General features: G+C 63.1%; 29 protein-coding genes. 6 read left to right on the forward strand and 23 right to left on the reverse strand.

All coding sequences use genetic code 11. The features are described from left to right. Positions 1–66: 66 nt before the first annotated feature. The 3 genes from plsX to ACBR42_RS02635 all read right to left on the reverse strand — a co-directional run bounded on the left by plsX (position 67) and on the right by ACBR42_RS02635 (position 2231). Positions 67–1158 (reverse strand): phosphate acyltransferase PlsX, encoded by a 1092-nt coding sequence (plsX, locus tag ACBR42_RS02625; RefSeq protein WP_102324155.1) that lies wholly within the window; start codon positions 1156–1158, stop codon positions 67–69. A gap of 166 nt (positions 1159–1324) precedes the next feature. After that, positions 1325–1528 (reverse strand): 50S ribosomal protein L32, encoded by a 204-nt coding sequence (gene rpmF, locus ACBR42_RS02630; protein ID WP_102323290.1) that lies wholly within the window; start codon positions 1526–1528, stop codon positions 1325–1327. Positions 1529–1700: 172 nt separating this feature from the next. Next, positions 1701–2231 carry a DUF177 domain-containing protein gene (locus ACBR42_RS02635; protein WP_102323289.1) on the reverse strand — a complete coding sequence of 177 codons (531 nt, stop codon included), beginning with the start codon at positions 2229–2231 and terminating at the stop codon, positions 1701–1703. A 184-nt stretch (positions 2232–2415) separates the two neighbouring features. On the opposite strand from ACBR42_RS02635, the gene ACBR42_RS02640 reads away from it, so the two are divergent. Further along, positions 2416–2985 carry an outer membrane protein assembly factor BamE gene (locus ACBR42_RS02640; RefSeq protein WP_102323288.1) on the forward strand — a complete coding sequence of 190 codons (570 nt, stop codon included), beginning with the start codon at positions 2416–2418 and terminating at the stop codon, positions 2983–2985. Positions 2986–3005: 20 nt separating this feature from the next. On the opposite strand, the gene ACBR42_RS02645 is transcribed toward ACBR42_RS02640, so the two are convergent. Together ACBR42_RS02645 and rpsU are read right to left on the reverse strand one after the other, a co-directional pair. After that, on the reverse strand, positions 3006–4394 hold the full coding sequence (locus tag ACBR42_RS02645; protein ID WP_282760904.1) for a HAMP domain-containing sensor histidine kinase: 1389 nt from the start codon (positions 4392–4394) through the stop codon (positions 3006–3008). A gap of 95 nt (positions 4395–4489) precedes the next feature. Then, positions 4490–4693, reverse strand: a complete 204-nt coding sequence (gene rpsU / locus ACBR42_RS02650) for a 30S ribosomal protein S21 (protein WP_010506446.1) — start codon at positions 4691–4693, stop codon at positions 4490–4492. Between the two features lie 239 nt (positions 4694–4932). On the opposite strand from rpsU, the gene def reads away from it, so the two are divergent. The 4 genes from def to ACBR42_RS02670 are packed head-to-tail and all read left to right on the forward strand — an operon-like array spanning position 4933 to position 7379. Further along, positions 4933–5463 carry a peptide deformylase gene (def, locus tag ACBR42_RS02655; protein ID WP_110546395.1) on the forward strand — a complete coding sequence of 177 codons (531 nt, stop codon included), beginning with the start codon at positions 4933–4935 and terminating at the stop codon, positions 5461–5463. After that, positions 5460–6083 (forward strand): COQ9 family protein, encoded by a 624-nt coding sequence (locus ACBR42_RS02660; RefSeq protein ID WP_371207218.1) that lies wholly within the window; start codon positions 5460–5462, stop codon positions 6081–6083. The genes def and ACBR42_RS02660 overlap by 4 nt, the downstream gene beginning before the upstream one ends. A 13-nt stretch (positions 6084–6096) precedes the next feature. Beyond that, complete coding sequence (locus tag ACBR42_RS02665; protein WP_243705321.1) at positions 6097–6645, forward strand: MarR family winged helix-turn-helix transcriptional regulator; 549 nt, start codon at positions 6097–6099, stop codon at positions 6643–6645. After that, positions 6642–7379: a response regulator gene (locus ACBR42_RS02670; RefSeq protein ID WP_102323283.1), complete on the forward strand. Its 738-nt coding sequence runs from the start codon at positions 6642–6644 to the stop codon at positions 7377–7379. The genes ACBR42_RS02665 and ACBR42_RS02670 overlap by 4 nt, the downstream gene beginning before the upstream one ends. A 69-nt stretch (positions 7380–7448) precedes the next feature. Here the strand turns inward: ACBR42_RS02670 and leuB are convergent, their stop codons facing one another. The 18 genes from leuB to ispH form a co-directional block, all read right to left on the reverse strand. Continuing rightward, complete coding sequence (gene leuB, locus ACBR42_RS02675) at positions 7449–8564, reverse strand: 3-isopropylmalate dehydrogenase (RefSeq protein WP_110546736.1); 1116 nt, start codon at positions 8562–8564, stop codon at positions 7449–7451. 74 nt (positions 8565–8638) lie between these two features. After that, positions 8639–9262: a 3-isopropylmalate dehydratase small subunit gene (gene leuD, locus ACBR42_RS02680; RefSeq protein WP_371207219.1), complete on the reverse strand. Its 624-nt coding sequence runs from the start codon at positions 9260–9262 to the stop codon at positions 8639–8641. A gap of 1 nt (position 9263) precedes the next feature. Next, positions 9264–10667 (reverse strand): 3-isopropylmalate dehydratase large subunit, encoded by a 1404-nt coding sequence (leuC, locus tag ACBR42_RS02685; RefSeq protein ID WP_102323281.1) that lies wholly within the window; start codon positions 10665–10667, stop codon positions 9264–9266. A gap of 136 nt (positions 10668–10803) precedes the next feature. Beyond that, on the reverse strand, positions 10804–11199 hold the full coding sequence (gene rplS, locus ACBR42_RS02690) for a 50S ribosomal protein L19 (RefSeq protein WP_102323280.1): 396 nt from the start codon (positions 11197–11199) through the stop codon (positions 10804–10806). Positions 11200–11230: 31 nt separating this feature from the next. Continuing rightward, positions 11231–11977, reverse strand: a complete 747-nt coding sequence (gene trmD, locus ACBR42_RS02695; protein ID WP_102323279.1) for a tRNA (guanosine(37)-N1)-methyltransferase TrmD — start codon at positions 11975–11977, stop codon at positions 11231–11233. Next, positions 11974–12525, reverse strand: a complete 552-nt coding sequence (rimM, locus tag ACBR42_RS02700) for a ribosome maturation factor RimM (protein WP_371207220.1) — start codon at positions 12523–12525, stop codon at positions 11974–11976. The genes trmD and rimM overlap by 4 nt, the downstream gene beginning before the upstream one ends. A gap of 45 nt (positions 12526–12570) precedes the next feature. Continuing rightward, on the reverse strand, positions 12571–12912 hold the full coding sequence (rpsP, locus tag ACBR42_RS02705; RefSeq protein ID WP_102323277.1) for a 30S ribosomal protein S16: 342 nt from the start codon (positions 12910–12912) through the stop codon (positions 12571–12573). Between the two features lie 55 nt (positions 12913–12967). Continuing rightward, on the reverse strand, positions 12968–14362 hold the full coding sequence (gene ffh / locus ACBR42_RS02710) for a signal recognition particle protein (protein ID WP_102324153.1): 1395 nt from the start codon (positions 14360–14362) through the stop codon (positions 12968–12970). A 191-nt stretch (positions 14363–14553) separates the two neighbouring features. Continuing rightward, entirely contained in the window at positions 14554–15060 is a 507-nt protein-coding gene (locus tag ACBR42_RS02715) for a Spy/CpxP family protein refolding chaperone (RefSeq protein ID WP_102323276.1), read from the reverse strand. A gap of 151 nt (positions 15061–15211) precedes the next feature. Next, positions 15212–15991 (reverse strand): phosphate ABC transporter ATP-binding protein PstB, encoded by a 780-nt coding sequence (gene pstB, locus ACBR42_RS02720; RefSeq protein WP_102323275.1) that lies wholly within the window; start codon positions 15989–15991, stop codon positions 15212–15214. Positions 15992–15993: 2 nt separating this feature from the next. Then, on the reverse strand, positions 15994–16875 hold the full coding sequence (pstA, locus tag ACBR42_RS02725; protein WP_371207317.1) for a phosphate ABC transporter permease PstA: 882 nt from the start codon (positions 16873–16875) through the stop codon (positions 15994–15996). Between the two features lie 42 nt (positions 16876–16917). Beyond that, positions 16918–17877 carry a phosphate ABC transporter permease subunit PstC gene (gene pstC, locus ACBR42_RS02730; protein ID WP_102323273.1) on the reverse strand — a complete coding sequence of 320 codons (960 nt, stop codon included), beginning with the start codon at positions 17875–17877 and terminating at the stop codon, positions 16918–16920. A 180-nt stretch (positions 17878–18057) separates the two neighbouring features. Next, a complete protein-coding gene (locus ACBR42_RS02735; RefSeq protein ID WP_371207221.1) occupies positions 18058–18963 on the reverse strand; it encodes a nucleoside hydrolase in 906 nt (301 codons plus the stop codon). A gap of 57 nt (positions 18964–19020) precedes the next feature. Beyond that, the gene (locus ACBR42_RS02740) at positions 19021–19800 is read right to left on the reverse strand and encodes an ABC transporter permease (protein WP_371207222.1); all 780 of its coding nucleotides are present in this window, start codon (positions 19798–19800) and stop codon (positions 19021–19023) included. Continuing rightward, positions 19797–20522, reverse strand: a complete 726-nt coding sequence (locus ACBR42_RS02745) for an ABC transporter ATP-binding protein (RefSeq protein ID WP_110546412.1) — start codon at positions 20520–20522, stop codon at positions 19797–19799. Before ACBR42_RS02745 ends, ACBR42_RS02740 begins: the two co-directional genes overlap by 4 nt. After that, entirely contained in the window at positions 20519–21034 is a 516-nt protein-coding gene (gene rnhA, locus ACBR42_RS02750) for a ribonuclease HI (RefSeq protein WP_174234106.1), read from the reverse strand. The genes ACBR42_RS02745 and rnhA overlap by 4 nt, the downstream gene beginning before the upstream one ends. After that, complete coding sequence (locus ACBR42_RS02755) at positions 21031–22002, reverse strand: homoserine kinase (protein WP_371207223.1); 972 nt, start codon at positions 22000–22002, stop codon at positions 21031–21033. The genes rnhA and ACBR42_RS02755 overlap by 4 nt, the downstream gene beginning before the upstream one ends. Before the next feature lie 13 nt (positions 22003–22015). Then, entirely contained in the window at positions 22016–23005 is a 990-nt protein-coding gene (gene ispH, locus ACBR42_RS02760) for a 4-hydroxy-3-methylbut-2-enyl diphosphate reductase (protein ID WP_243705354.1), read from the reverse strand. 262 nt (positions 23006–23267) lie between these two features. Between ispH and ACBR42_RS02765 the strand changes: the two genes are divergently transcribed. Then, positions 23268–23846, forward strand: coding sequence for a hypothetical protein (locus ACBR42_RS02765; protein ID WP_102323267.1), 579 nt, complete (start codon positions 23268–23270; stop codon positions 23844–23846). Positions 23847–23850 lie beyond the last annotated feature (4 nt).

Raw genomic sequence — 23850 nt, forward strand, 5'->3', positions numbered from 1 at the left:
TATCAACTCACATGCACAGGTGGGAACAGACATTGCGACCTGCCCGCCACACCGGATGCTACAGCGTCAGGATGCAGGAACCGCCTGCGGCTGATCGGGACTGGCCTTTACCGTGGTCAGGCTTCCCATACGGGCCAGCCGGTCACGGATGCCATCGTTAAAGCGGTGTGTGACCATGTCGATCGCCACGTCAACGGCTGCGGCGAAACCTTCCGCATCCGTGCCGCCATGCGACTTGACCACGACCCCGTTCAGACCCACGAAAACCGCGCCATTATAGCGCCGCGGATCAAGCCATTCCTTCATGCGTTCCAGACCGGGACGCACCAGAAGATAACCGATCCGGCCAAGGAGGCTGGACGTAAAGACCTGCCGCAAAAGGGTAAACGCCATTTTCAGCGCCCCTTCCCCGGTTTTCAGGGCCACATTGCCGGTAAAGCCGTCCGTCACCACCACATCGGTCGTGCCTGCGGTAATGTCGTGCCCTTCCACAAAACCGTGGAACTGTTTGGCCAGCGAACTGCCACGCAGCACTTCAGCGGCCTGACGCAGCCGTTCGTCGCCCTTCAGTTCCTCCGAGCCGACATTGAGCAGGCCGATCGTAGGGGCAGGAAGGCCAAGCACGGCCTTGGCGAAGGCTTCACCCATCACGGCGAATTCGACAAGGTTGCGCCAGTCGCAGGCGACATTGGCCCCGAGATCGAGCATCACCACATCGCCGCGCGTGGTGGGGCTTATGGCCGCCATCGCAGGGCGGGTGATGCCGGGAAGGGTTTTGACCACGATCTTGGCCAGCGCCAGCATCGCCCCGCTATTGCCAGCGGATACGACACCCTGCGCCTCGCCCTGGGCTACGGCGTCCATGGCAAGCCGCATGGACGAATCGCGCACGCGCAATGCCGCCGTGGGTTTCATGTCCATGGAAATGGCCGAACCGGCCGGACGGATTGTACAGATGGCGGCCGCACGTGGGTAGCGGCTCAGAAGGCCGGTCAACTTTGCCTCATCCCCGACCAGAAGGATTCTGGCTGAAGGATGTCGGTCTGCCGCAATCGCCAGTCCGGCCACTACAACTTCCGATCCGCCATCCCCGCCCATACCGTCCACGGCAAGGGTGTAGGACCCAGTCTCGGAAAAGGAGGAACCTGTCTCGCTCATGCTCGTCTTGTGCCGGGTAAGAAAGAAACGCGCAAGATACGGGACAGACACATTGGAATGACCGTAACCCGCGCGCAACCCAGATGGGCGGCATCATGACCGCCCGCCGGCGTGATCCGCATGGATCGCGCCGTTACCGGGTAATGACGCCAGTGGCGCGTTCGTATCAGGCGCGGACCGCCGTCTTCAGCGCCTTGCCTGCGGACGCGACTTCGCGGCCGTCATAATGTCCGCAGTGGCTGCAGACGTGGTGCGGACGCTTCAGTTCGCCGCAGTTCGAGCATTCCGCGTGCGCCGGAACAGTCAGCGCAGCATGGCTGCGACGCATGCCACGACGGGACGGCGAGGTTTTTCTCTTGGGTACAGCCATGGGCCCGGGCCCCTCCGATCTGGATCACAACCGGCAGGCACACCCTCGTGGCGTTACACCGGTCAGTTATCAATAATTGAGGGGGGCGCTCTAGCAGACCCTTAAGCCTTACGCAAGACATGATGCGCAGACAGTCTGCCGGGCGCCCCCCGCTTCTGCCCCTTCCTTTGCGTCAGTTCTGCTTTTTTTTCAACTCGGCCAGAGCCGAAAAAGGCTGCCTGCGCACGGTTTCTTCCGGCTCGCCTTCTTCAACGGCCATAAATTCCTCCGGAATCGCACTCCCCGGCTTGTGGGGATAGGGATCAAGGGCGAGAGAAAGTTCTTCCGTCGCCAGTTCACCCAGATCGATGCTGTCGCGCTCATAAGGGACTTCATCGACGGAAAAGGGGTCGATCTCGTCATCCTCACGGAAGCGTTCCGACGGAATGCAGCGCACGGTGAACGATTCCGCCAGCACATCCTCGAACGGTTCCAGGCTTACGACGCATTCCTGGGTCACATGCGCGGTCAGCCAGCCCTCGGCCAGTACCTCCCCATCGCGCCCCGGTGCCAGCCGGTAGCGGCACGACAGGTTGCGCAGGGCCGGAATTCCCAGCCGTTTCGCCAGCCTGCGGCATTCATCATCCGAAGCCTCGATCACGGTTTCCATGCCGCGGACGGGGATGCGCCCCACGGCAACCGGGCGGGAAAATTCAGCATCCATGTGTCTTGCTCCTGCGCGTGTGTTCACGGGCCATGCCCGCATGCGGTGATGGGGGAAATATTGTCCTGCATCCGTGTTTTTCCACCGGCAGGGCGATCTGCGATTGACTTCATTTTCCCAATCGGGCACCGGAAGACGAACCGCATCATGCGCCATGCCCTTATTGCAGGATATTTTCCCGACCATGAGGTCACCCAAGGACAACCAGCCCCGCTCCCGTTCATTACGCCTGTTTTCATGCGCTGTCATCGGGGCTGGGATCGGACTGTCGGGCTGCGCGCTCTTCAAGCCGGGGGTCGTGCAGCGTGGTTCGCTGGTTGAAGCGGATGACTACAACAAGCTCAAGACCGGCGTCACCACGCGATCGGACGTGATGGATGCCCTTGGCTCCCCCACCGCCCATGCCACGTTTGATGACAATACCTGGGTCTATGCGTCCATGACGCAGGTGCTGGCCCCCATCAGCTTTCCGCGCGTGCGCAGGCAGGACGCGGTGGTCCTGACCTTCGATCAGGACGGCATCCTGCGCAACCTGCGCGTGCTGCACAAGAATGACGCCCGTTACGTCAGCATGGCATCGGGGCGCACGCCAACGCCGGGCACCAAGATCAACATCATGCAGCAGATCCTGGGCAACGTGGGCCGCTACAACCCGCTAAGCCAGATGAGCAGCACCTATGGCGGCAGCACAGGCCCGATGAACAGCATGAATGGCGGTCCGGGCCATGGTGGTGCGGGCAACAGCCTGCCCTGACGTAGCGACGCGCTGGCGGCCTATTCCGGCAGCACGATCCTGACCCGTGCCCCGCCCAGCGGGCCTGTTTCCAGCCCGATATGCCCACCATGGGCGTGAATGATGTCACGCGCGATGGCAAGACCGAGGCCCGTTCCGCCCTCCTCCCCGCTTTCAAAGGGACGGAATACGCTTTCGCGCCGGGATTCCTCCACCCCGCAGCCATCATCATCGACATACAGGACAACCTGCCTGCGCCCGCGTTCGGCCGACAGTTCGATGCGGTCTGCGTGCCTGCGCGCGTTTTCGATCACATTGCTCAATACACGCCGCAGGGCGTTACTGCGCCCCGTGATGGTCAGTTCCGATGGCCTGACCGCACGGATGGCGACATGCGCGCCCACACGGCGCATGGCGGTCACGATCTCCTCGAACATGTCCTCAACACGGATGACGGTGGGGATTTCCGCCCCCTCTCCCCGCGCGAAGGATAGATAGCCTTCGATCATGTGTTCCATTTCCACGATATCGCCAATCATGTCGGCAATATCGGGCTGAAGGCTCTCCGCCCGGACCATGCCCGTACGTGGGAACATGGCCAGTGAGAGCCGCAGGCGTGTAAGCGGCGTGCGCAGGTCATGCGACACGCCCGCCAGAACAGTCGTGCGCTGTTCCACAAAGCGGTTGATCCGGTCACGCATACGATTGAAGGAAATGGCGGCCTTGCGGATTTCCTGCGCGCCATCGGGCACGATGGGCACCGTATCCCGCCCCAGCCCGAACAGTTCAGCCGCCCGGGCCAGCCGCCTTATGGCGCGGACCTGATTACGCATGAATACCGCCGCGATCAGGAACAGCAGCAGTGCACTGCCTGATGCCCATGCCACGAACAGCCATACCGGTGCCACGTCCAGCCTTTTACGCGGAGCCACGACCTGCAGCACGCCTTCGGGCAGTTGTACAAGAATTACCAGACGCCGATGGGGCTGCTTCCAGTCCACAAAAGTCGGCCAGCGCACTGTGCCGCGCAGGTCACGCACCAGATCGTCGTCAATCGGCCCCAGGACGTGGTTGGTGCCGCTTCGTTGCAGGCTTTCGCCTTCACGCAACGTCATGATCAGGCCTGCGCGCCTGCCCACGTCATCAAGAATCCACCGCCGGTCGGCAGGCGACGGATAGCGTTCGAGCATGTCCAGTGTCAGTGAAATGGTGGTTGCCATGTCCCCTGACAGGCGGCGCGAGACGATCTGCAGATAATTGCCGTAAAACAGTTCCAGCGAGATGCCCTGCGTCACCAGCAGCGGGATGAAGCCGATCAGCAGCATGCGCCCCAGCAGGGAACGCGGCAGGATACGCCGGACCAGACGTTCATGCAGCCTGCGCCACCTGCCGGGCGGGGGTGTATTCTCGGTGCTGTGGGGGAACTCCATGCCCATGGCTGTACTCTCCGGACACAAAAAAACCGGCTCCTTTGCGGAAGCCGGCTTTTTCGCGGGTCAGACCCGAATCCCGATAACGGTCAGGCTTAGAAGCCTTCACGCTCCAGACGCTTGCGCTCCATCTTGCGGGCGCGACGCACGGCTTCAGCAGCCTCACGCGCCTTGCGCTCGGACGGCTTTTCGTAATGACGGCGCAGCTTCATTTCGCGGAAGATGCCTTCACGCTGCATTTTTTTCTTGAGGGCCTTGAGGGCCTGATCAACATTGTTGTCACGAACGAGAACCTGCACTGGGTCATCAACTCCTGATCGGCCATCCGGTATGGGCGGCGCATGAAACTGAAACTTGGGGAACATCCGCCCGAGGCTATTCCCTTCGTGCGATTCCCAAACGGGCCGCACCTATATCACACTCACTTCCCGCAACACAAATCATTCCCGCACGCGGCGGCAATGAATTTCACGCTCCGTTTTGGGCGGGAAGGCTGTCATACACATCCGGTCATAAACATCAAAGGCGTTACCCCGTCATGACGCTGCTCAAGATCGCCCGTATGGGCCATCCCGTTCTGCTCCAGCACGCACAGCCCGTGCCTGTCCCGTCCTCCCCCGCCATCCGCACGCTGGTGGCGGACATGATCGACACCATGCTGGATGCGGGCGGCGTGGGACTGGCCGCCCCGCAGGTCCATCACAGCCTGCGCCTGTTCGTGTATCACCTGCCCGCCAGCCGCGCGACCGGGCCGGATGAAACGCCGCTGCCGCCTTCCGCCCTGATCAATCCGGTGCTGGAGCCGGTGGACGATGAAATGGTGGACCGGATGGAGGGCTGCCTGTCCATTCCGGGCCTGCGGGGGTGGGTGCCGCGCTACCAGCGCATCGCCTATCGCGGGCTGGATGCGGACGGGCAGGAAATTCATGGCATTGCATCGGGCTTTTTGGCCAATGTATTCCAGCATGAATATGATCATCTGAATGGTATCCTGTACCCCATGCGCATGACCGACCTGGGCCGGATGGGATTCGATACGGAAATGACGCGTTACGGAGAACCCGCATGAATCTTTCAGTCCTGCTCGCCGCCGCAACGTCGTCGCTGGTGCCGCCCGATCTCCCTCACTCACCGCAAAGTGATGCGCTGCTGCGCCGGTTTCTGGCGGACCCGCGCGCGGGCAGCCAGCCATGGACCATCATCCTGCTGAAACAGTGCGTGGATGAAAACGCGGATATCCTTTTCCCCGATGGCATGGCGCAGGTGGCCGAAGCCTGTTTCGACATGCTGGACCGGGAAATGCTGGCGGCGACCAACAGCTTCCGCAGCCGCAAGATCAGCCGGCGGGTGCGTGCGGCCATCATGTTCCGGCTGGAACACGCAGCCCCGCACCGCGCCGCCATACGGCAGGCTCTGGCCACACTGCTGGTCCCCACCCATGGCCGCATCCTTGCGCGGACACTGGGGCGAAGCGTGAACGCGATATGGCAGGCAGCGGGCGATACATCCACCGGCTTCACATATGTGACCAAACGCATCACGCTCAGCGGTGTCTATATCTCCACGCTCCTGTTCTGGCTTACGCGCGGAGGCAATCCGGCTTCGGTTGAGGCATTCCTAGACCGTCGCCTGGCCGAGGTCGGACGTATCACACACCTGCGCAACCGCCTGACCGGTCGCATCGCCTGAACCGGTTCCTGACGTGACGGCGCCTTCCCGTCCGCCATCCCCTACCCGCCCCACGCAGGCGGGTGCGGGGGTGGAACTCCTGTTCCTGCGTGATGAGGACATGCGGCAGGCACAGGACCTGCTGATGGTAGCCTGCCGCGCCTTTACAGGGGTGATCGATTCGGCCCTGCAGGAATACGGGCTGGGACATGCGCATCACCGCATCATGCAGGCCGTGGCGCTCCAACCGGGCATAGCCGTGGGCGCGTTGCTGGACGTTCTGGGCATTACCAAACAGAGCATGAGCCGCGCGCTGGGCGAACTTCTGGCCATGGGCGCGCTGCGGCAGGAAACCGCGCCGGAGGACAGGCGCAAACGCAGGCTTTACCTCAGCCCGCATGGGGCGGAGATTGAAAGCCACCTGTTTTCCCTGCAGCGTGAAGTGCTGTTACGCGTATACCGCAAGGCGGGTGGCAAGGCGGTTGATGGCTTTCGCCGCGTCATGCGTGGCCTGATAGACGAATCGGATATGCCCGGCGTATCCACCGATTCCTTTTCTTCTCCCGACCGGAGTTCCCGATGATCCAGACAGCGTGCGACACGTCCCTGCCCCATGACAGCATGATCGTGGATGCGCATGTGGTGGTGGTTGATGATGATCCACGCCTGCGTCGCCTGCTGCAACGGTATCTGAGCGAGCAGGGTTTTCGTGTCAGCGCCGCCTCCTCCGCGCAGGAAGCGCGGCAGGTTCTGGGCTTCATGCAGCCTGACGCGCTTGTACTCGACATCACCATGCCGGGGGAAAACGGGCTGGAACTGACGCGCGAACTGCGGCGCGAGAATCTGGATTTCCCCATTCTGCTGCTGACCGCGCGTGGCGAACCGGAAGACAGGATCATCGGGCTGGAAGCAGGCGCTGATGATTATCTGGCCAAACCGTTCGAGCCGCGTGAACTGCTGCTGCGGCTGAAGGCGCATCTGCGCCGTTTCGTGCCGCCCGCACCCAGCAGCAACCTGCGTATCGTGCGGCTGGGGGATCTGGAATTCGATCCGGTGCGTGGCCTGTTATCCAGTGCGGGCAATGTCGTCCATCTGACGGGCGGCGAATCGGCATTACTGTCCGTTCTGGCGCGGCACCCGAACGAGATCCTGTCCCGCACGGACATCGCCACAACGCTGGACATGGAAGAAATTGGCGAACGCGCCGTGGACGTGCAGGTAACACGGCTGCGTCGCCGGATCGAACCCGACCCGCGCGAACCCCGCTTCCTGCAGACAGTCCGGGGCAAGGGCTACGTCCTGAAGCCCGGCCTGTAAAAACACAACGGGCTGGCACGGTATTCCGTGCCAGCCCGTTTCATTTCCACCCTGTGGCAGGAAGCCGTGTCAGGCTGCGTTCAGGCGTTCAAGCTCTGCCACTACCGCCGTACCCATGCCTGCCGTATTCACTTCCGTCCGACCGGCACTCATGATGTCGGGCGTGCGCAGCCCCTTGTCCAGCACGCTGGAGACGGCCGTCTCGATCATGGCCGCATCTTCCTGCATGTCGAAGGAATAACGCAGCAGCATCGCAAACGACAGTATCTGCGCCAGCGGGTTGGCCTTGCCCTGCCCCGCGATATCCGGCGCGCTGCCGTGGATCGGTTCATACAGCGCGGGCATGCGCCCGTCTTCGCCCCGCGCGCCCAGCGTTGCCGACGGCAGCATGCCAAGGCTGCCCGTCAGCATGGACGCAAGGTCGGACAGCAGGTCGCCAAACAGGTTGCCCGTCACGATCACGTCGAACTGGCGCGGGTTACGCACCATCTGCATGGCGCAGTTATCGGCCAGCATATGGGTCAGTTCCACATCCGCGTATTCACGGGCATGCAGGTCGGTCACGACTTCCTTCCACAGCAGGCCGCTTTCCATCACGTTGCACTTCTCGACCGAACACACGCGGTTGTCGCGCTTGCGGGCCAGATCGAAGGCGACGCGGGCCACACGCTCGATTTCCGCCGTGGTGTAGACTTCGGTGTTGATCCCGCGACGCGAACCATCCGGCAGGGTCTCGATCCCGCGCGGCGTGCCGAAATAGATGCCGCCCACCGTTTCGCGCACGATCATGATGTCCAGTCCACGCACGACATCGGGCTTGAGCGTGCTGGCATCAACCAGCGAATCGAACACCTTGGCGGGGCGCAGGTTGGCGAACAGGCCCAGTTCCTGCCGCAGCTTGAGAATCGCGATCTCCGGCCTGCGGTCAAACCCGGCGGATGCCCATTTCGGGTCCCCCACCGAACCGAACAGCACCGCATCCGCCGCACGCGCCGCGTCGATGACTTCCTGCGTGATGGGCTGGCCATGCACCGCAAGCGACGCGCCGCCCACGACATCCTCACTCACATCGAAACGGATGCCACGCGCCTGCGCCATCCAGTCCATGATGCGCCGGACTTCGTGCATGATTTCAGGGCCGATGCCATCTCCGGGCAGGATCAGGAGCTTCTTGGGTGCGGACATGACGTTTCCCATCCGAATAATCTGTCTGTTAATTGATCAGTCCCGTATACGGGCGGCCACGGCCACCCGGTCCCTTAATCAAGGACGATACCGGGAATCCATGGCTGTGCCTGCGCACGGCGTTTTTCAAAGGTCTCGATAGACTGTTCATGCTGCAGGGTCTGGCCGATATCATCCAGCCCTTCCAGCAGCAGGTGCTTGCGCAGCGGATCAACCTCAAACGGCACTTCGCTGCCATCAGGACGGACAACCACCTGACGCGGCAGGTCAATCGTGATCCGGGCATTGCCGCCCATGCGGGCGTCTGCCATCAGTTCCTCGCACACCGCGCGCGGCAGCACGATGGGAAGGATGCCGTTCTTGAAACAGTTGTTATGGAAAATATCGGCAAAGGACGGCGCGATCACGCAGCGGATGCCAAAATCCAGCAGCGCCCATGGCGCGTGTTCACGCGACGAACCACAGCCCAGATTATCAAGGGTAATCAGGATTTCCGACTTGCGATACGGCTCCTGATTCAGCACGAAATCCGGGTTTTCCGATCCATCGGGCAGATAGCGCATGCTGTCGAACGCATGCTCGCCCAGTCCCGAACGCTTGGTCGTCTTGAGAAAGCGCGCCGGAATGATCTTGTCGGTATCGATATTCTCTTCGGGCAGAGGCGCCGCGATACCGGTCAGAACCGTAAATTTATCCATGTCAGATCAGCTCCCGCACATCGGTCAGGCACCCGGTCACGGCTGCCGCCGCGGCCATGGCGGGCGAGAGCAGATGCGTCCGTCCACCGGGGCCCTGCCTGCCCTCAAAATTACGATTGGATGTGGCCGCGCAACGCTGCCCCGGCGTCAGCCGGTCGGGGTTCATGCCAAGGCACATCGAACATCCCGCCTCACGCCATTCAAATCCGGCATCGAGGAAGATCTTATCCAGCCCTTCTTCTTCCGCCTGCGCCTTCACGATGCCCGAACCGGGCACGATCATCGCACGCACGCCGTCAGCCACCTTGCGACCCGACGCGATTACCGCCGCGGCACGCAGGTCCTCGATCCGGCTGTTGGTGCATGACCCGATGAACACGACATCGACGGGCGTGCCCGCGATCTTCTGGCCGGCCTCAAGCCCCATATAGTCCAGCATGCGCTGCATCTGCGCGCGACGTGACGGATCGGCTTCCGCCGCCGGGTCGGGCACGTTGCCGGTGACTGAAATAACCGTTTCAGGGCTGGTGCCCCAGGTCAGGACCGGCGTGATGTCCTCGGCCCGCAGTTCGACCACGCGGTCGTAATGCGCGCCTTCGTCGGCAGCCAACGTCTTCCAGTAGGCGACCGCCTCATCAAACGCTTCACCCTTCGGCGCGAAGGGACGGCCACGCACATATTCAAACGTGGTTTCGTCGGGCGCCACCAGACCCGCGCGCGCACCGGCCTCGATGGACATGTTGCACACCGTCATGCGGCCCGCCATGTCGAGGTCGCGGATGGCGGAACCCGCGAATTCGATCACATGCCCCGTACCGCCCGCAGTGCCAATATGCCCGATGATGGCGAGCATGATGTCCTTGGCGGTCACACCGGGGCCAACCTGCCCCTCGACCACCACCTTCATGTTCTTCGCAGGCTTCTGCAGGATGGTCTGGGTCGCCATCACATGTTCGACTTCGGACGTGCCGATACCGAATGCCAGCGCCCCCAGCGCGCCATGGGTGGATGTATGGCTGTCACCGCACACGATGGTCATGCCCGGCAGGGAAATGCCCTGCTCCGGTCCGACCACATGCACGATCCCCTGCCGCGCGGACAGCAGCGGGAAATACGGTACGCCGAATTCCTTTACGTTGCGCTCCAGCGTTTCGATCTGGTTGCGGCTGTCGGCTTCGGCAATCGGCAGGGTCCGGTCAGATGTGGGAACATTATGATCCACAACCGCAATCGTCGCCTCGGGGTGACGCAGCCTGCGGCCGCTCAGGCGCAATCCCTCGAATGCCTGCGGACTTGTGACCTCGTGCAGGAGATGACGGTCGATATAAAGAATGGCCGTCCTGTCCGGGAGCGTTTCGACCACATGGCTGTCCCATATCTTGTCGAACAATGTACGCGGGGCCATTTTATTTTCCTCTCCCGGACGGAAACAGGCCGCCATCACGCACGCGATACGCACGCAACAGGCAGCCGCAAATTCTCAGGCAAAAAGCTTCGCCCGCTTCCGCCATAAGGCATGAAACGGGCGAAGGGTCGGCATATTACTCGGCAGCGGCGGTCGCGGCGGGTGCTGCAACCTCACGCTTGCGCTCGGCAATACGGGCGGACTTGCCGCGACGGCCGCGCAGGTAATACAGCTTCGCGCGACGGACGACGCCACGACGCACGACGTGGATTTCCGCGATGGTGGGGGAATACAGCGGGAACACACGCTCCACGCCTTCACCGTTGGAAATCTTGCGCACGGTGAAGTTGCTGTTCAGGCCCTTGTTGGAGCGTGCGATCACAACGCCCTCATAGGCCTGAACGCGCTTGCGGGTGCCTTCGACAACCTCGACGCCAACGCGCACGGTGTCACCCGGCGCGAATTCCGGCACCGCGCGGATAGCTGTCAGGCGGGCGATCTCTTCCGCCTCATACTTCTGGATAATGTTCATGATCCGGTCCTCGTTCGATAGGATTTCATGTTCAGTTCAGCCGGTCCGCATCGGCACGGATGCCTGCGACCCGGGGAATGTCTTGACCTGCGCCCGCCTGATAGGCGGCCCACAGATCCGGCCGACGCGCCTGCGTCACCGTCTCGGATGCCGCGCGGCGCCACCGGGCGATCGCGGCATGATGACCGGACAGCAGGACCTCGGGCACGTCGCGCCCGTCCCATTGTGCCGGCTTGGTATAAAGCGGATATTCAAGCAGACCGTCGGCAAAGCTTTCCTCGACCGCACTTTCGCCCGATCCCATCACGCCCGGCAGCAGCCGCACGCAGGCATCCAGCAGCACCGTCGCCGCCACTTCCCCGCCCGACAGGATATAATCCCCGATCGAGACCTGTTCCGCGCCGGAGGCTTCGAGCACGCGCTCATCCACCCCTTCATAGCGACCGCACAGCACCACAACACCCGGACCCGCCGCATAACGACGGATATCCGCCTGTTTCAGCGGTCGTCCGCGTGGCGTGGGATACACCAGCGGTCGCCCGGCCAGATCGATACCGGCAATGGCCGCCGCCACGACATCGGGCCGCATGACCATGCCAGCCCCGCCGCCGAATGGCGTATCGTCCACTACCCGATGCCGTCCCAGCCCGTATTCACGCATGTCGCGCGCATCCAGCGACCAGATGCCACGTTCCAGCGCCCGCCCGGCCAGCGACTGCCCCAGCGTACCGGGAAACATGTCGGGAAACAGCGTCAGCGCCGTCGCCTGCCACGTCATGTCGCGTCTCCGTGCGTATCGGTGCCCGGAAAACATTCGACCGGAACCTCGATCTCATCAGGCTGGCAGACGACGATATGTCCCGCCCGCACATTCACCACCGGCACGCAGGCCCGGGTGAACGGCAGCAGGAGATTGCCCCCTGCCCCATCGATTTCGAGACTGGTGCCCGCACCGTAATCATGCACGGCGGCCACGCGGCCGATCACCCGCTCCGTTCCCTGCTCACGCACGTCCAGCCCGACCAGATCGGCGAAATAGAATTCGTCCTCCTCGGGTTCGGGCAGGCTGGTGCGCGGCACGTACAGCTTGCGGTTGACCATCTGCTGCGCGGCTTCGCGGCTATCAATGGCGTTGCCTGCCGCGTCATGCAGCCGGGCGATGCCGTTGCCATGCCACGACAGCCGCCACGGGCGACCCAGATCATCAACCAGCCCGTCATAGCCGGACAGGTCTTCCGCCACGGCGGTATAGCTGTGCACGTGCACAAGCCCCCGCACGCCATGCGGACGACCCACCACACCCATCAGGACATGATCGCGGTTCATGGGATGACTGCCCTGCCTTTCCTGCCTGTCTACCGTTACCGCGACTTAGGCTGCCGCAGCGGCAGCAGCGGCGGCACGTTCCTGCGCACGCTTCTTGGGCGCGGACTTCTTGGGCTGCTCGTTCCAGGTCGGCTTCGGCGCCAGACCGGCATTGCCCAGGAAGCGGGCGACACGGTCGGTCGGCTGCGCGCCGTTGGACAGCCAGTGGGTGATGCGCTCGGCAACCAGACGCACGCGCTCGGCATGGTCGGACGGCAGCATCGGGTTGTAGGAACCAACGCGCTCGATGAAGCGGCCATCACGCGGGGAACGGCTGTCAGCCACGACGATGTGGTAGTACGGACGCTTCTTCGCACCGGCGCGGGCGAGACGGATCTTGAGGCTCATTAAGACTTCTCCAGACAGTAAAAAGACAAAAGAAAAACGGGAACGACGTTCAGGGTCAGCCGAAAGGCGGACGCCCGCCGCCGCCGGGGGGACGCCCCCCCTTTGGCATGAGTGCGGACAGACCCTGACGCATCAGTCCCTTCACTCCCAACTTGCTGAACCGCTTCATCATGGAGGCCATCGCGTCATACTGTTTGAGCAGACGGTTGATCTCCTGCACGGTCGTACCGGACCCGGCGGCGATGCGCTTCTTGCGCGACGCCTTGATGATGGAGGGCTGACGCCGCTCCGCCCGGGTCATGGATGAAATGATGGCCTGATGACGGGTCAGGACGGAGGTATCAAGCTCCTTGTCCCCCAGCGCATCCTTCAGCTTGCCCATGCCCGGCAGCATGCCGAGGATACCGGAAATGGACCCCATCTTGTTGATCTGGCGGATCTGGGCCGCGTAATCGTCCAGATCGAACTTGCCCTGCATCATCTTGAGGGCGAGCTTTTCGCTCTCCTCATGATCCAGGGTATCGGCAGCTTTTTCCACCAGCCCGGCGATATCGCCCAGCCCAAGGATACGGCCTGCAACACGCTCGGGGTGGAATTCTTCCAGCGCGTCAAGCTTTTCGCCCGAACCGGTCAGCTTGATTGGCGCGCCGGTAATTGCACGCATGGACAGGGCCGCGCCACCACGGGCATCGCCATCCATACGGGTCATGACGACACCGGTAACGCCAACGGCCTCGTTAAACGCCTTGGCGGTATTGACCGCGTCCTGCCCGGTCATCGCATCGACCACCAGCAGCGTTTCCGCCGGGCTGGTTTCGGCGCGGATGGCGCGGACCTCGTCCATCAGGGCTTCGTCGATGGACAGACGACCGGCGGTATCGAGGATGACGATGTCATACCCCTCGCGCCGTCCGACTTCCATCGCGCGCTGCGCGATCTCGACCGGGGTCTGGCCCGCGATGATGGGCAGCGAGGCGACACCCGCGCGCTCGGCAAGCTGGGCGAGCTGCAACTGGGCGGCGGGGCGCTGCGTGTCAAGGCTGGCCAGCAGGACCTTCTTGCGCTCACGCTGCGCCAGACGGCGGGCGATCTTGCCCGATGTGGTGGTCTTGCCCGATCCCTGCAAACCGACCATCAGGATCGGCACGGGCGGGACGGCGTTCAGGTTGAGCGGAACCGCGCCCGCGCCACCCAGCGCGTCGATCAGCGCGTCATTGACGATCTTGGCGACAGCCTGACCGGGAGAGATGCTGTCCAGCACCTCGTGCCCTACGGCGCGTTCACGGACCTTGTTGACGAAATCCTTGACGACAGGCAGCGCCACGTCGGCGTCCAGCATGGCCAGACGCACTTCGCGCATGGCTTCCGTAACATCCGCTTCCGACAGGGCCCCGCGCTTGGCGAGACCATCGAACACACCGGAAAGCTTGCCTGAGAGCGTCTCGAACAACGTTTTTCCCCAAAAGAGGACGCGCCACTGCGCGAACCCTCGCGAAGTGACGTGCCTGATTGTCGGGCGGATTTATCCCGCGCACCCTGCCCTGTCAAGCATTGTGCGCTTTTCCCATGAAAAACGGCTGCCCGGACGTACCGGACAGCCGTATCGACCCTGACCGCGCGGGGCGGCGGAGGGGTGGTTACTTACTTCTTGTCATCTTCCGGCGGCGGCGGCGCGGTCAAGGCGCGCAGCTGCTCGTGCAGACTGTCAACCTTCTCCTCGGTCTCACGGATCTGGTTAAGCTGGTCCGCCGTCAGGATATCGTGGATACGGATCGCGGTCTGCAGATGTGCGGCTTCATGCTGCTGGTGCAGGGTCGCGATCTGCTGCTGCAGGCCTTCGATACGGGCCTGATCGACCTTGCCCGGCGTCGCCAGCAGTTCCTGGATCTGCTTATGGAGCTGGTGTTCCTGTTCCATGTCCGCATGGAAGTCAGGATGCTCGTCCTTCAGGATCGCCTGAAGCTTCTTATGCTGCGCGGAAGTCAGCTGCACATTTGCAAGGAACGGCATGCCCATGCCGCCAAACCCACCCGGACCACCGGGCATGCAGCCCCCGTGCGGGGGTGCGTGGTGTGCGGCAAGAGCCTGCCCGGACAGGCCCGCCAGACCACCGATCAGGGTGGCGGTCAGAATCATTTTCTTCATCATGGGAACCAAGTCTACTCCTGTTATAACTTGTTCTCTACCCTGCCTGCCACGGAGTGGCCATGCAAGGTCTACAATCACAACGCTACAACAGCCGATGCGTTCAATGTGGGCAAACTTGCTACAAAATGTAAGGAGCAGCTATGCCTGCCCGTTATCCGAATCGCCCGGTAATATAGTCCTGCGTCCGCTTTTCGCGCGGCGCGGTGAACATGCGGTCAGCACCATCCACTTCCACCACTTCGCCCATATAGAAAAAGGCCACCTGATCGGCACAGCGCGCGGCCTGCTGCAAATTGTGGGTGACGATGGCGATGGTGAAATCGGCCTTCAGTTCATCGAGCAGTTCCTCGATCCGCGCGGTCGAGACCGGATCAAGCGCACTGGTGGGTTCATCCAGCAGCACCACTTCGGGTCGGGTAGCGATGGTGCGCGCTATACACAGGCGCTGCTGCTGGCCACCGGACAGCGCGGCAGCCGAATCATGCAGCCTGTCGCGCACCTCCGGCCACAGGGCGACACGGCGCAGCACGTCTTCCACCCGGCCATCCATGGCCGCGCGGTCAAGGCGTTCATGCAGCCGGACGCCAAAGGCGATGTTGTCGTAAATCGACATGGGAAACGGCGTGGGCTTCTGGAACACCATGCCAACGCGTGAACGCAGCACGTTCAGGTTTACCCTGGGGCCAAGGATGTTGCAGCCATCGAAAATGACTTCCCCCGTCGCCCGCTGGCCGGGGTAGAGATCGTACATCCGGTTCAGCACGCGCAGCAGGGTGGACTTGCCACATCCCGAAGGCCCGATCATGCCCGTCACCTGCCCCTGCGGGAAATCGATGGAAATATTCTTCAGCGCATGATTCGCGCCGTAATAGAAATCCAGATTGCGCACGGAAATCGCTGCTGGCGCCGGGTTCTTTTCCACGACTGTCATATTCACTTCCTGTTACGTCCCAGCCCCAGCCGCACGGTTATGTTGATCATGAGAATACCCGCCGTGATCAGCAGCGCACCCGTCCATGCAAGGGCGGTCCAGTCTGCATAGGCCGCGCCGGCATACTGGTAAATGGTCACGGGCAGGCTGGCCATGGGGGCTGCGGGGGATACCGACCAGTTCATGTTCCCCAGCGAGGTGAACAGAAGCGGCGCCGTCTCACCCGATACACGGGCCAGCGCAAGCAGGATGCCGGTGGCCACGCCGTCGCGCGCGGCGCGCAGGCATACGAAAAGGATGACCCGCCAGCGGGGCGCGCCCAGTGCGATCGCAGCCTCCCGCATCGAAAGGGGCACAAGGCGCAGCATGTCCTCGGTCGTGCGCACCACGACCGGCACCACCAGAATGGACAGGGCCAGCGCCCCGGCCAGACCCGAGAAGTGGCCAGTCGGCACCACCACGACCATGTAAATGAACAGTCCCACCAGAATGGACGGGGCGGAAAGCAGCAGGTCGGATACGAAACGGACAAGGTTGATCAGTCGCCCATCCGTGGATGTGAACTCGGCAAGGTATATCCCGACCAGCAGCCCCACCGGGGCACCGATCAGCACCGCAAGCCCCGTCTGGATCAGGCTGCCGACGATGGCGTTGGCAAGACCACCCGCCTGCCCCGGCGGCAGGGTCACATGCACGAAAGTCACCCAGCGCAGGCCACCGATCCCGTTGCGTATCAGCACGAACAGGATGGAAAACAGCATGAGCAGCACCAGCGCGGTCGCCGCCCAGCACAGGCCCGTCGCAATCCGGTCCACCATGCGCCTGCGCATGTCCGACAGGGTATTGCCCTGCCAGCGCCCCGATGAACAGCAATCCGTATCCATAAGCACGGTGGTCGCCGCCACGCTCTCCTGACCCGCCATGGTTCAGCCTGCCGCCCGCGTGCGCAGCAGCAGCCGCGAACAGACCAGCGTCGCAAGGGAAATCAGCATGAGAAGGAAACCCACAGCCATCAGGGATGAAAATTTAAGACTGCCCACCGCGCTTTCAGGAAATTCAAGCGCGATCAGGGATGCGATCGTATTGCCGGGGGAAAACAGCGACCAGCCGATATGATTGGCGTTGCCGATGACGAAGGTGATGGCCATCGTCTCCCCCAGTGCACGCCCCAGACCCAGCATGATGCCCCCCACGACGGATGTGCGCGACCACGGCAGGATGATGCGCCGCACGACTTCCCATCGGGTCATGCCCAGTCCGTATGCGCTTTCCTTCAGCACGGCGGGCATGGACAGGAAGACATCCCGCATCACGGCGGAAATGAACGGGGTAATCATGACCGCAAGGATCATGCCGCCGGTAAGAAAACCGGTCCCGTAAGGCGCACCATGGAAAAGTTGTCCAATTCCCGGCACATGCCCCAGCGTATGATTGGCAAACGGTTCGACATAATGGGCCATGAACGGCACCAGCACCGCGAAGCCCCACATGCCGAAAATAATGGATGGCACCGCCGCCAGAAGCTGGATCAGCGTACCGATCACCCCGGAAATACGCGGAGAGGCGATTTCCGTCAGCCATACCGCAATGCCAAAAGCCAGCGGCACGGCCAGTGCTATGGCCAGCAGCGATGTCACCAGCGTTCCGAACATCGGGGCGGCCGCGCCGAAATGCTGGGTTACGGGATTCCATGCCTTGTCCAGCACGAAACCCAGGCCAAACCGGGCAAACGCGGCCCGCGCGCCCCACGCCATGACCGCCACCATACCACCCAGACCCAGCAGGATCAGGACCGCGGCGCAACGGACAATGGTGGCGAATACGGCATCCCCATTACCCTTGACCGCCCCCGTCAGGGCTGAAGGGGACGTTGCAGACCGATCCATACAGAAGACCTCCGTGGCGCACACGCATCACAGTTCACAACATTCGCGCCCGCAGGCACACCGGAATGCCCGGACCAATACTGGACCGCATGCCGGTTCTGCAACCGTCATGAGCACCTGTTGGCCAAGTTTGCATCAGATCGTTGTATTTTTACGCAAACCTGCCGCCATCACATCCGGTCATTTCCGCGCGGCGAGCAGCAGGTCGCGCAGCAGGCCACGCCCGGCATCAATGGACATGCGCTCAAGGACAAGGGCGTTGGGCTGCACGTCCGGCGGTCCGATACGACGCGCCACCGTCATGCCGCGCGTGAACGTGCCCCGACATTCCACATCCACATGCGCCAGATGGCCGCCAAACAGGCCCGGCGCCAGCAGCGCAAGCAGGGGGGCCGTCGCACGCAGCGAAATATCGACCCCGTTGCCGCCGCCACGACCCATGCGGGCGGCGGCCAGCAACGCATGCACATGGCCCGCGACCGAAGCGGGCGCGGCCCCCATCGGGGCAAGCTGTTCCATCCATACCGCATCCGCGTTCAGTCGGCTGGTGCAGTCCAGCGGGATCAGGGTCAGGGGCACACCTGCCGCCATGACGGTGGCCGCGGCTTCCGGATCGGCGGCGATGTTGCGTTCGGCAACTGGTGTCGCATCCCCTGGCGAATACAAGACCCCGCCGCTTGCGATCACCCCATGCAGATGCGCGCCAATATCAGGTGCCTGCACCATCGCCAGCGCCAGCGTGGTCAACGGGCCGGTGCAGCATACCGTCACGCCATCTGGCGGACAGGCACGGATGGCCCGCACCAGATACTGCGCGGCCAGACCCGGCTCGCCCTGCGGCACCGACTTTACCGCCCCGCCCGCATGCACCAGCGGTCCCGGACAGCCAGCATGAACACCGACATCCGCAAGACCGTGCCGGTCCAGCAGGTCGCGTGCCTGCGTCATCGCGGCTTCCACTCCTGCGGCTTCCCCGCTGAACAGCACCTGCACCACCCGCACATGATCGGGAACCTGCACGGCAGCCAGCAGGGCCGCCATAGCCTGCGCGCCGGGTGTCAGATCAAGAATGATGGGGCGGGTCATGGGCATCCTGTCCTGCATGGGTTGCACGGTTCGTTGGTGGTGACGTGTTACAACATTTCAGTCAACATCGACATGCGGGTGCTGCCAGTACAGTGCATGGGCCAGCACCCTGTCCACCAGCCACCACAGCAGCACCGTCATGACCGCCAGCACGCCAAGGGCCGCGAACATGAGGTCTGTCTGGAAACGGGTATTGGCCGTCTGCATGAGGAACCCCAGCCCGGAGGACGCCCCCACCCATTCCCCCACGACCGCCCCGATCGGCGCGATGGCCGTCGCCATGCGCACACCCGATGCAAAGGACGGCAGGGCCGCAGGCAGGCGTATATGCAGCAGCACCCGCAGGCGCGTGGCCCCCATGGTGCGCGCAAGGTCCATCCACCCCGGTTCGGTCTGGCGCAGGCCATCGCCCAGTGTGGAGGTTACGGGAAAGAAGATGACCAGAACCGCCATCACCACTTTCGACGCCATGCCGAATCCGAACCACAGCACCAGCAGCGGTGCGAGCGCAAAAACAGGCACCGCCTGACTGAGCAGAACCATCGGCATGACCCATCGCCGCAGCGGCGCCCATAGCGCCATGCCGATCGCCAGTGCGCTACCTGCCCCTATCCCCAGCAGCAGACCCAGCAGGGTTTCTTCCAGCGTGGTCAGTGCGGCGGGGCCAAGCTGCCCGCGCTGGGTCCACAGCGCATGGACCACCGCATCGGGGCCGGGCAACATATAGGGCGGTATATGCCCCCAGCGCGCCAGTCCCCACCACACGGCGACAAGCCCCGCCAACGTAACAAGCGGACGGATGACCCGTCCGGCATGCGACAGCATGGTGGCCGTCATTGCAGCATCCGCCGCAGCAGCCGCGACTGCGCGGACAGAACGGCGGGGTCGTCCACGGCGCGTGGCACCGTCCCGGCGGGCACTGTCATTTCTTCTATCGTGGCGGGATAACCGCTCATCAGCAGCATGGTATCGGCAAGCCTGCACGCTTCCAGCGGATCGTGGGTAATCAGCACGACCGTGCGCCGGGCCAGCATATGGGCGGCCAGATCCTGCATCCGCGCCCGCGTGATGCTGTCGAGTGCTGAAAACGGCTCGTCCATCAGCACCACGGGACGATCTTCATATAGGACACGCGCCAGCGCAGCACGTTGCCGCATGCCACCGGACAGGGTGGCAGGCAGTGCGCCCGCATGTGCCGAAAGCCCCACGCTTTCGAGCAGATGGGCCATACGGGCGCGATCAGGCGCATCCCCGCGCAGTCGTGCGCCGAGCATGACATTATCGGCAATACTGGCCCATGGCAGCAGCAGGTCCTGCTGGCCCATCCATGCAACGCGGCCAGCCAGCGGCAGGCCATCATCTGCCACGACGTGGCCATAACCCGGCTTTTCCAGACCGCCCAGCATGCGCAGCAGCGAAGTTTTGCCTACCCCGCTGGCCCCGAGCAGCACGGTAATGCCACCCGCACCGATACGCAGGTCCAGATTGCGGAAAAGGGGCGCGCTGCCAAAATCCAGCCCCACGCCTTCAAGGCGGATGGCGGGCGGCGCAGACATCACTTCCCGCGTTTGGGATAGGGAATGCCCAGCGCGTCACGCGCGGCGGTGGCCAGACGGTCCACACGCTCGTTATTTTCATCGCCGGAATGGCCGCGCACCCATTTCCATTCGACCTGATGCTTCGCGCTGATATCCAGCAGCCTGCGCCACAGATCCATGTTGGCCACCGGATCGCCCGAAGCATTGCGCCAGTTGCGGCGGACCCAGCCCGTGCTCCAGCGCATGATGCCGTTGCGGACATATTCGCTGTCGGTATGCAGCACGACGCGGCAGGGACGCCTGAGTGCTTCCAGTGCTTCAGCCGCAGCGGTCAGTTCCATGCGGTTATTGGTGGTTTCCGCCTCACCGCCCGAAAGCTCGCGCTCCTGCCCGCGAAAACACAGCAGCGCGCCCCAGCCGCCGGGGCCGGGATTGGGCTTGCAGCCGCCATCGGTCCATATCTCGACCAGGTCGGTCCCGGTAGACGGATTTTCCACCTCAACCGCGCCCCCGGTTACGATGTCGTCACTCATGGCAGGAACCTTTCACCCATGCGGGCGGCACAGAATTCCATGCGCACCAGATAATCCAGCGGGTCCTTGCGCGTAACCAGCGCATCGGACGGCGTGTTGATCCAGTCATACAGCCGCGTCAGGGTGAAGCGGATGGCAGCCCCCGTGGCCAGCGTACTCAATGCGGCCTCCTCCGCTGCTTCCAGCGGGCGGACATGGCGGTAGCCTTCCACCATTGCTTTCGCATGGTCCGTCATGAACCGCCGGTCTGCATCGAAACACCACGCATTGATGGCAATGGCCAGATCGTAGGCATACCAGTCGGTGCAGGCGAAATAGAAATCGATCAGGCCCGACAGCTTTCCGTCACGAAAAAAAACGTTATCGGGAAACAGGTCAGCATGGATCTGTCCACGCGGCAGGCTGGGGTTATTCCCCACGCCCGGCCACGCGGGCAGCACGCGCGCCAGCACCGTTTCGATTTCCGCCACCAGTCCGGGGCGCACTTCATCGCCCCGCGCCCGGCACGCTTCCAGCAGGCCGGTCCATGACTGCGGCCCCATGGAATTGGGGCGTTCGGCCACGAACCCCTCCCCCAGCAGGTGCAGCCGCGCCATGGCGCCCCCCACCTGGGCGCACATGTCCGTATCGACCTGCCGCGACCACCCACCGGGCAGGAAGGTGGTAATGGCGGCAGGCTTGCCCGACAGGGTGCGCAGGGTCCGGCCCTGCCGGTCCGCCACGGGAAGCGGGCACGACAGGCCATGCTGGGCCAGATACTGCATAAGCCCCAGAAACCACGGCAGTTCATCAGGGTTCACCCGACGCTCGTACAGCGTCAGGATAAAGGTCGCCTGTGTGGTCTTCAGCAGGAAATTGCTGTTTTCCACCCCTTCGGCAATGCCGTGGCAGGAAACGGGCCTGCCGATGTCATAGCCCTCCAGAAACGCGGCAAGCGCTTCTTCGGGCACTTCGGTATAGACAGCCATGCGGTGATACGGATCAGCCCAGCGGCGCCGGCAGACGGAAGGCCACGTTTTCTTCCTTCACGGTGATTTCCTCGATCTCAAGCGTGAAACGCTTGGCAAGGGCCGCGACCATTTCCTGCACCAGCGATTCCGGCGCGGAAGCACCGGCCGTAATCCCCAGCGTGCCGACACCATCCAGCGCCGACCAGTCCAGCGCATTCAGGCGCGGCACCAGCAGGGCACGCGGCGCACCGCTGCGTTCGGCCACTTCACGCAGGCGCTGCGAATTGGACGAGTTGGGCGAGCCGATCACGATCACCAGATCACAGCCCGGCGCGATCGCCTTGACGGCTTCCTGCCGGTTGGTCGTGGCGTAGCAGATGTCCTCGCGCCGCGGGCCTTCGATCAGGGGGAAGCGGTCGCGCAGGATGTCAACGATTTCCGCCGTGTCATCGACCGACAGCGTGGTCTGGGTAATGAAAGCCAGCCGCGAGGGATCGGCGGGCTGGACCGTGCGCGCTTCTTCCGCATCATTGATCAGCGTGACGGCACCCGCGGGAAGCTGGCCCATCGTGCCGACGACCTCCGGATGGCCGGCATGGCCGATCATCAGGATATGGCGGCTTTCGGGACCACCATCGGCGAAGTGGCGTTCGGCCTCCCGGTGGACCTTGGACACCAGCGGGCAGGTTGCATCCAGATACAGCAGGTTGCGGCGTTCGGCCTCGGCGGGCACGGTCTTGGGCACGCCATGGGCGGAAAAGACGACCTGACCATCGGCGGGCACTTCATCGAGTTCCTCGACGAAGATCGCGCCCTGCGCCTCAAGCGCCTCGACCACGGTGCGGTTATGCACGATCTCATGGCGGACATAAACGGGCGCGCCATAGCGGCGGATCGCCTCTTCCACCACGCGGATGGCGCGATCGACACCCGCACAGAAGCCGCGCGGGCCTGCGAGCAGTACTTTCAGGACACGGGGCAGTGTCTCGGCGGGGGCTGTTGTATCGGGTGTATGAATCATCTGGTCGGGCATGGTGTTCCCCAAACGTCCGGCGAGCGGTATAGGATACGGACCGCGATCTGCTAGAGTCCGGCGCCGGTATCCCGTGCGATGGTCCGGCCCTACGCAAACCGTGGCAATGACGCAAGCCATTTTCCCGTTGACCCTAACGTATTCTGCCGTGTCTGTCCTCCCCCCGTTACCCTGTCGCGTGCATGTCGTGCCTGTATCATACCCGACGGGGCGGGATTCTGTTCACACCTGACCAACCCGGAATAGCCGCATGATTCCTGCCCATCCGCTATCACGCCTGCGCCGCATGGCCCTGACATTCTGTACGGTGCCCATGCTTGCGCTGGTTGGCGCGTGCTCGAACGCCAGCGATTCGATTGATTTCGCGCCAGCCTGCCCCGTTGTGGAAGTCCCCAGCGAGGCCGCCGACTATTATCAGTATGCGGGCAACGACCATGACGTGACGCACCTTGTGGCGCGGGCCAGCCTGACGCGCGTGGTGGGATCGTGCGAGGCAGGCGCCCAGCGCAGCGTGATGACGAACATGAAGATCGGCCTGCATGTGGAACGCGGCCCGGCATCGAAGGCGGAATTCGTCAACATCCCGTATTTCGTCGCGGTCGTGTTCAATGGGGAGATCAAGAGCAAGAAGGAATTCGTGGCCTACGTCTCCTTTGAAGACGGGCGCATGCAGGACCTGACCCATACCCGGAACATTCCCATCACCCTGCCCGTATCGCGGCATATCCACAGCGACCAGTATCATATCGAGATCGGCTTCCAGTTGACCAAGGCGCAGCTTGACTTCAACCGCGCCCATCTGGTCATGCCCACCTTCCGCAAGATGTAAGGCT

The organism is Komagataeibacter sp. SM21 (assembly GCF_041402665.1).
GTDB lineage: Bacteria > Pseudomonadota > Alphaproteobacteria > Acetobacterales > Acetobacteraceae > Komagataeibacter > Komagataeibacter saccharivorans.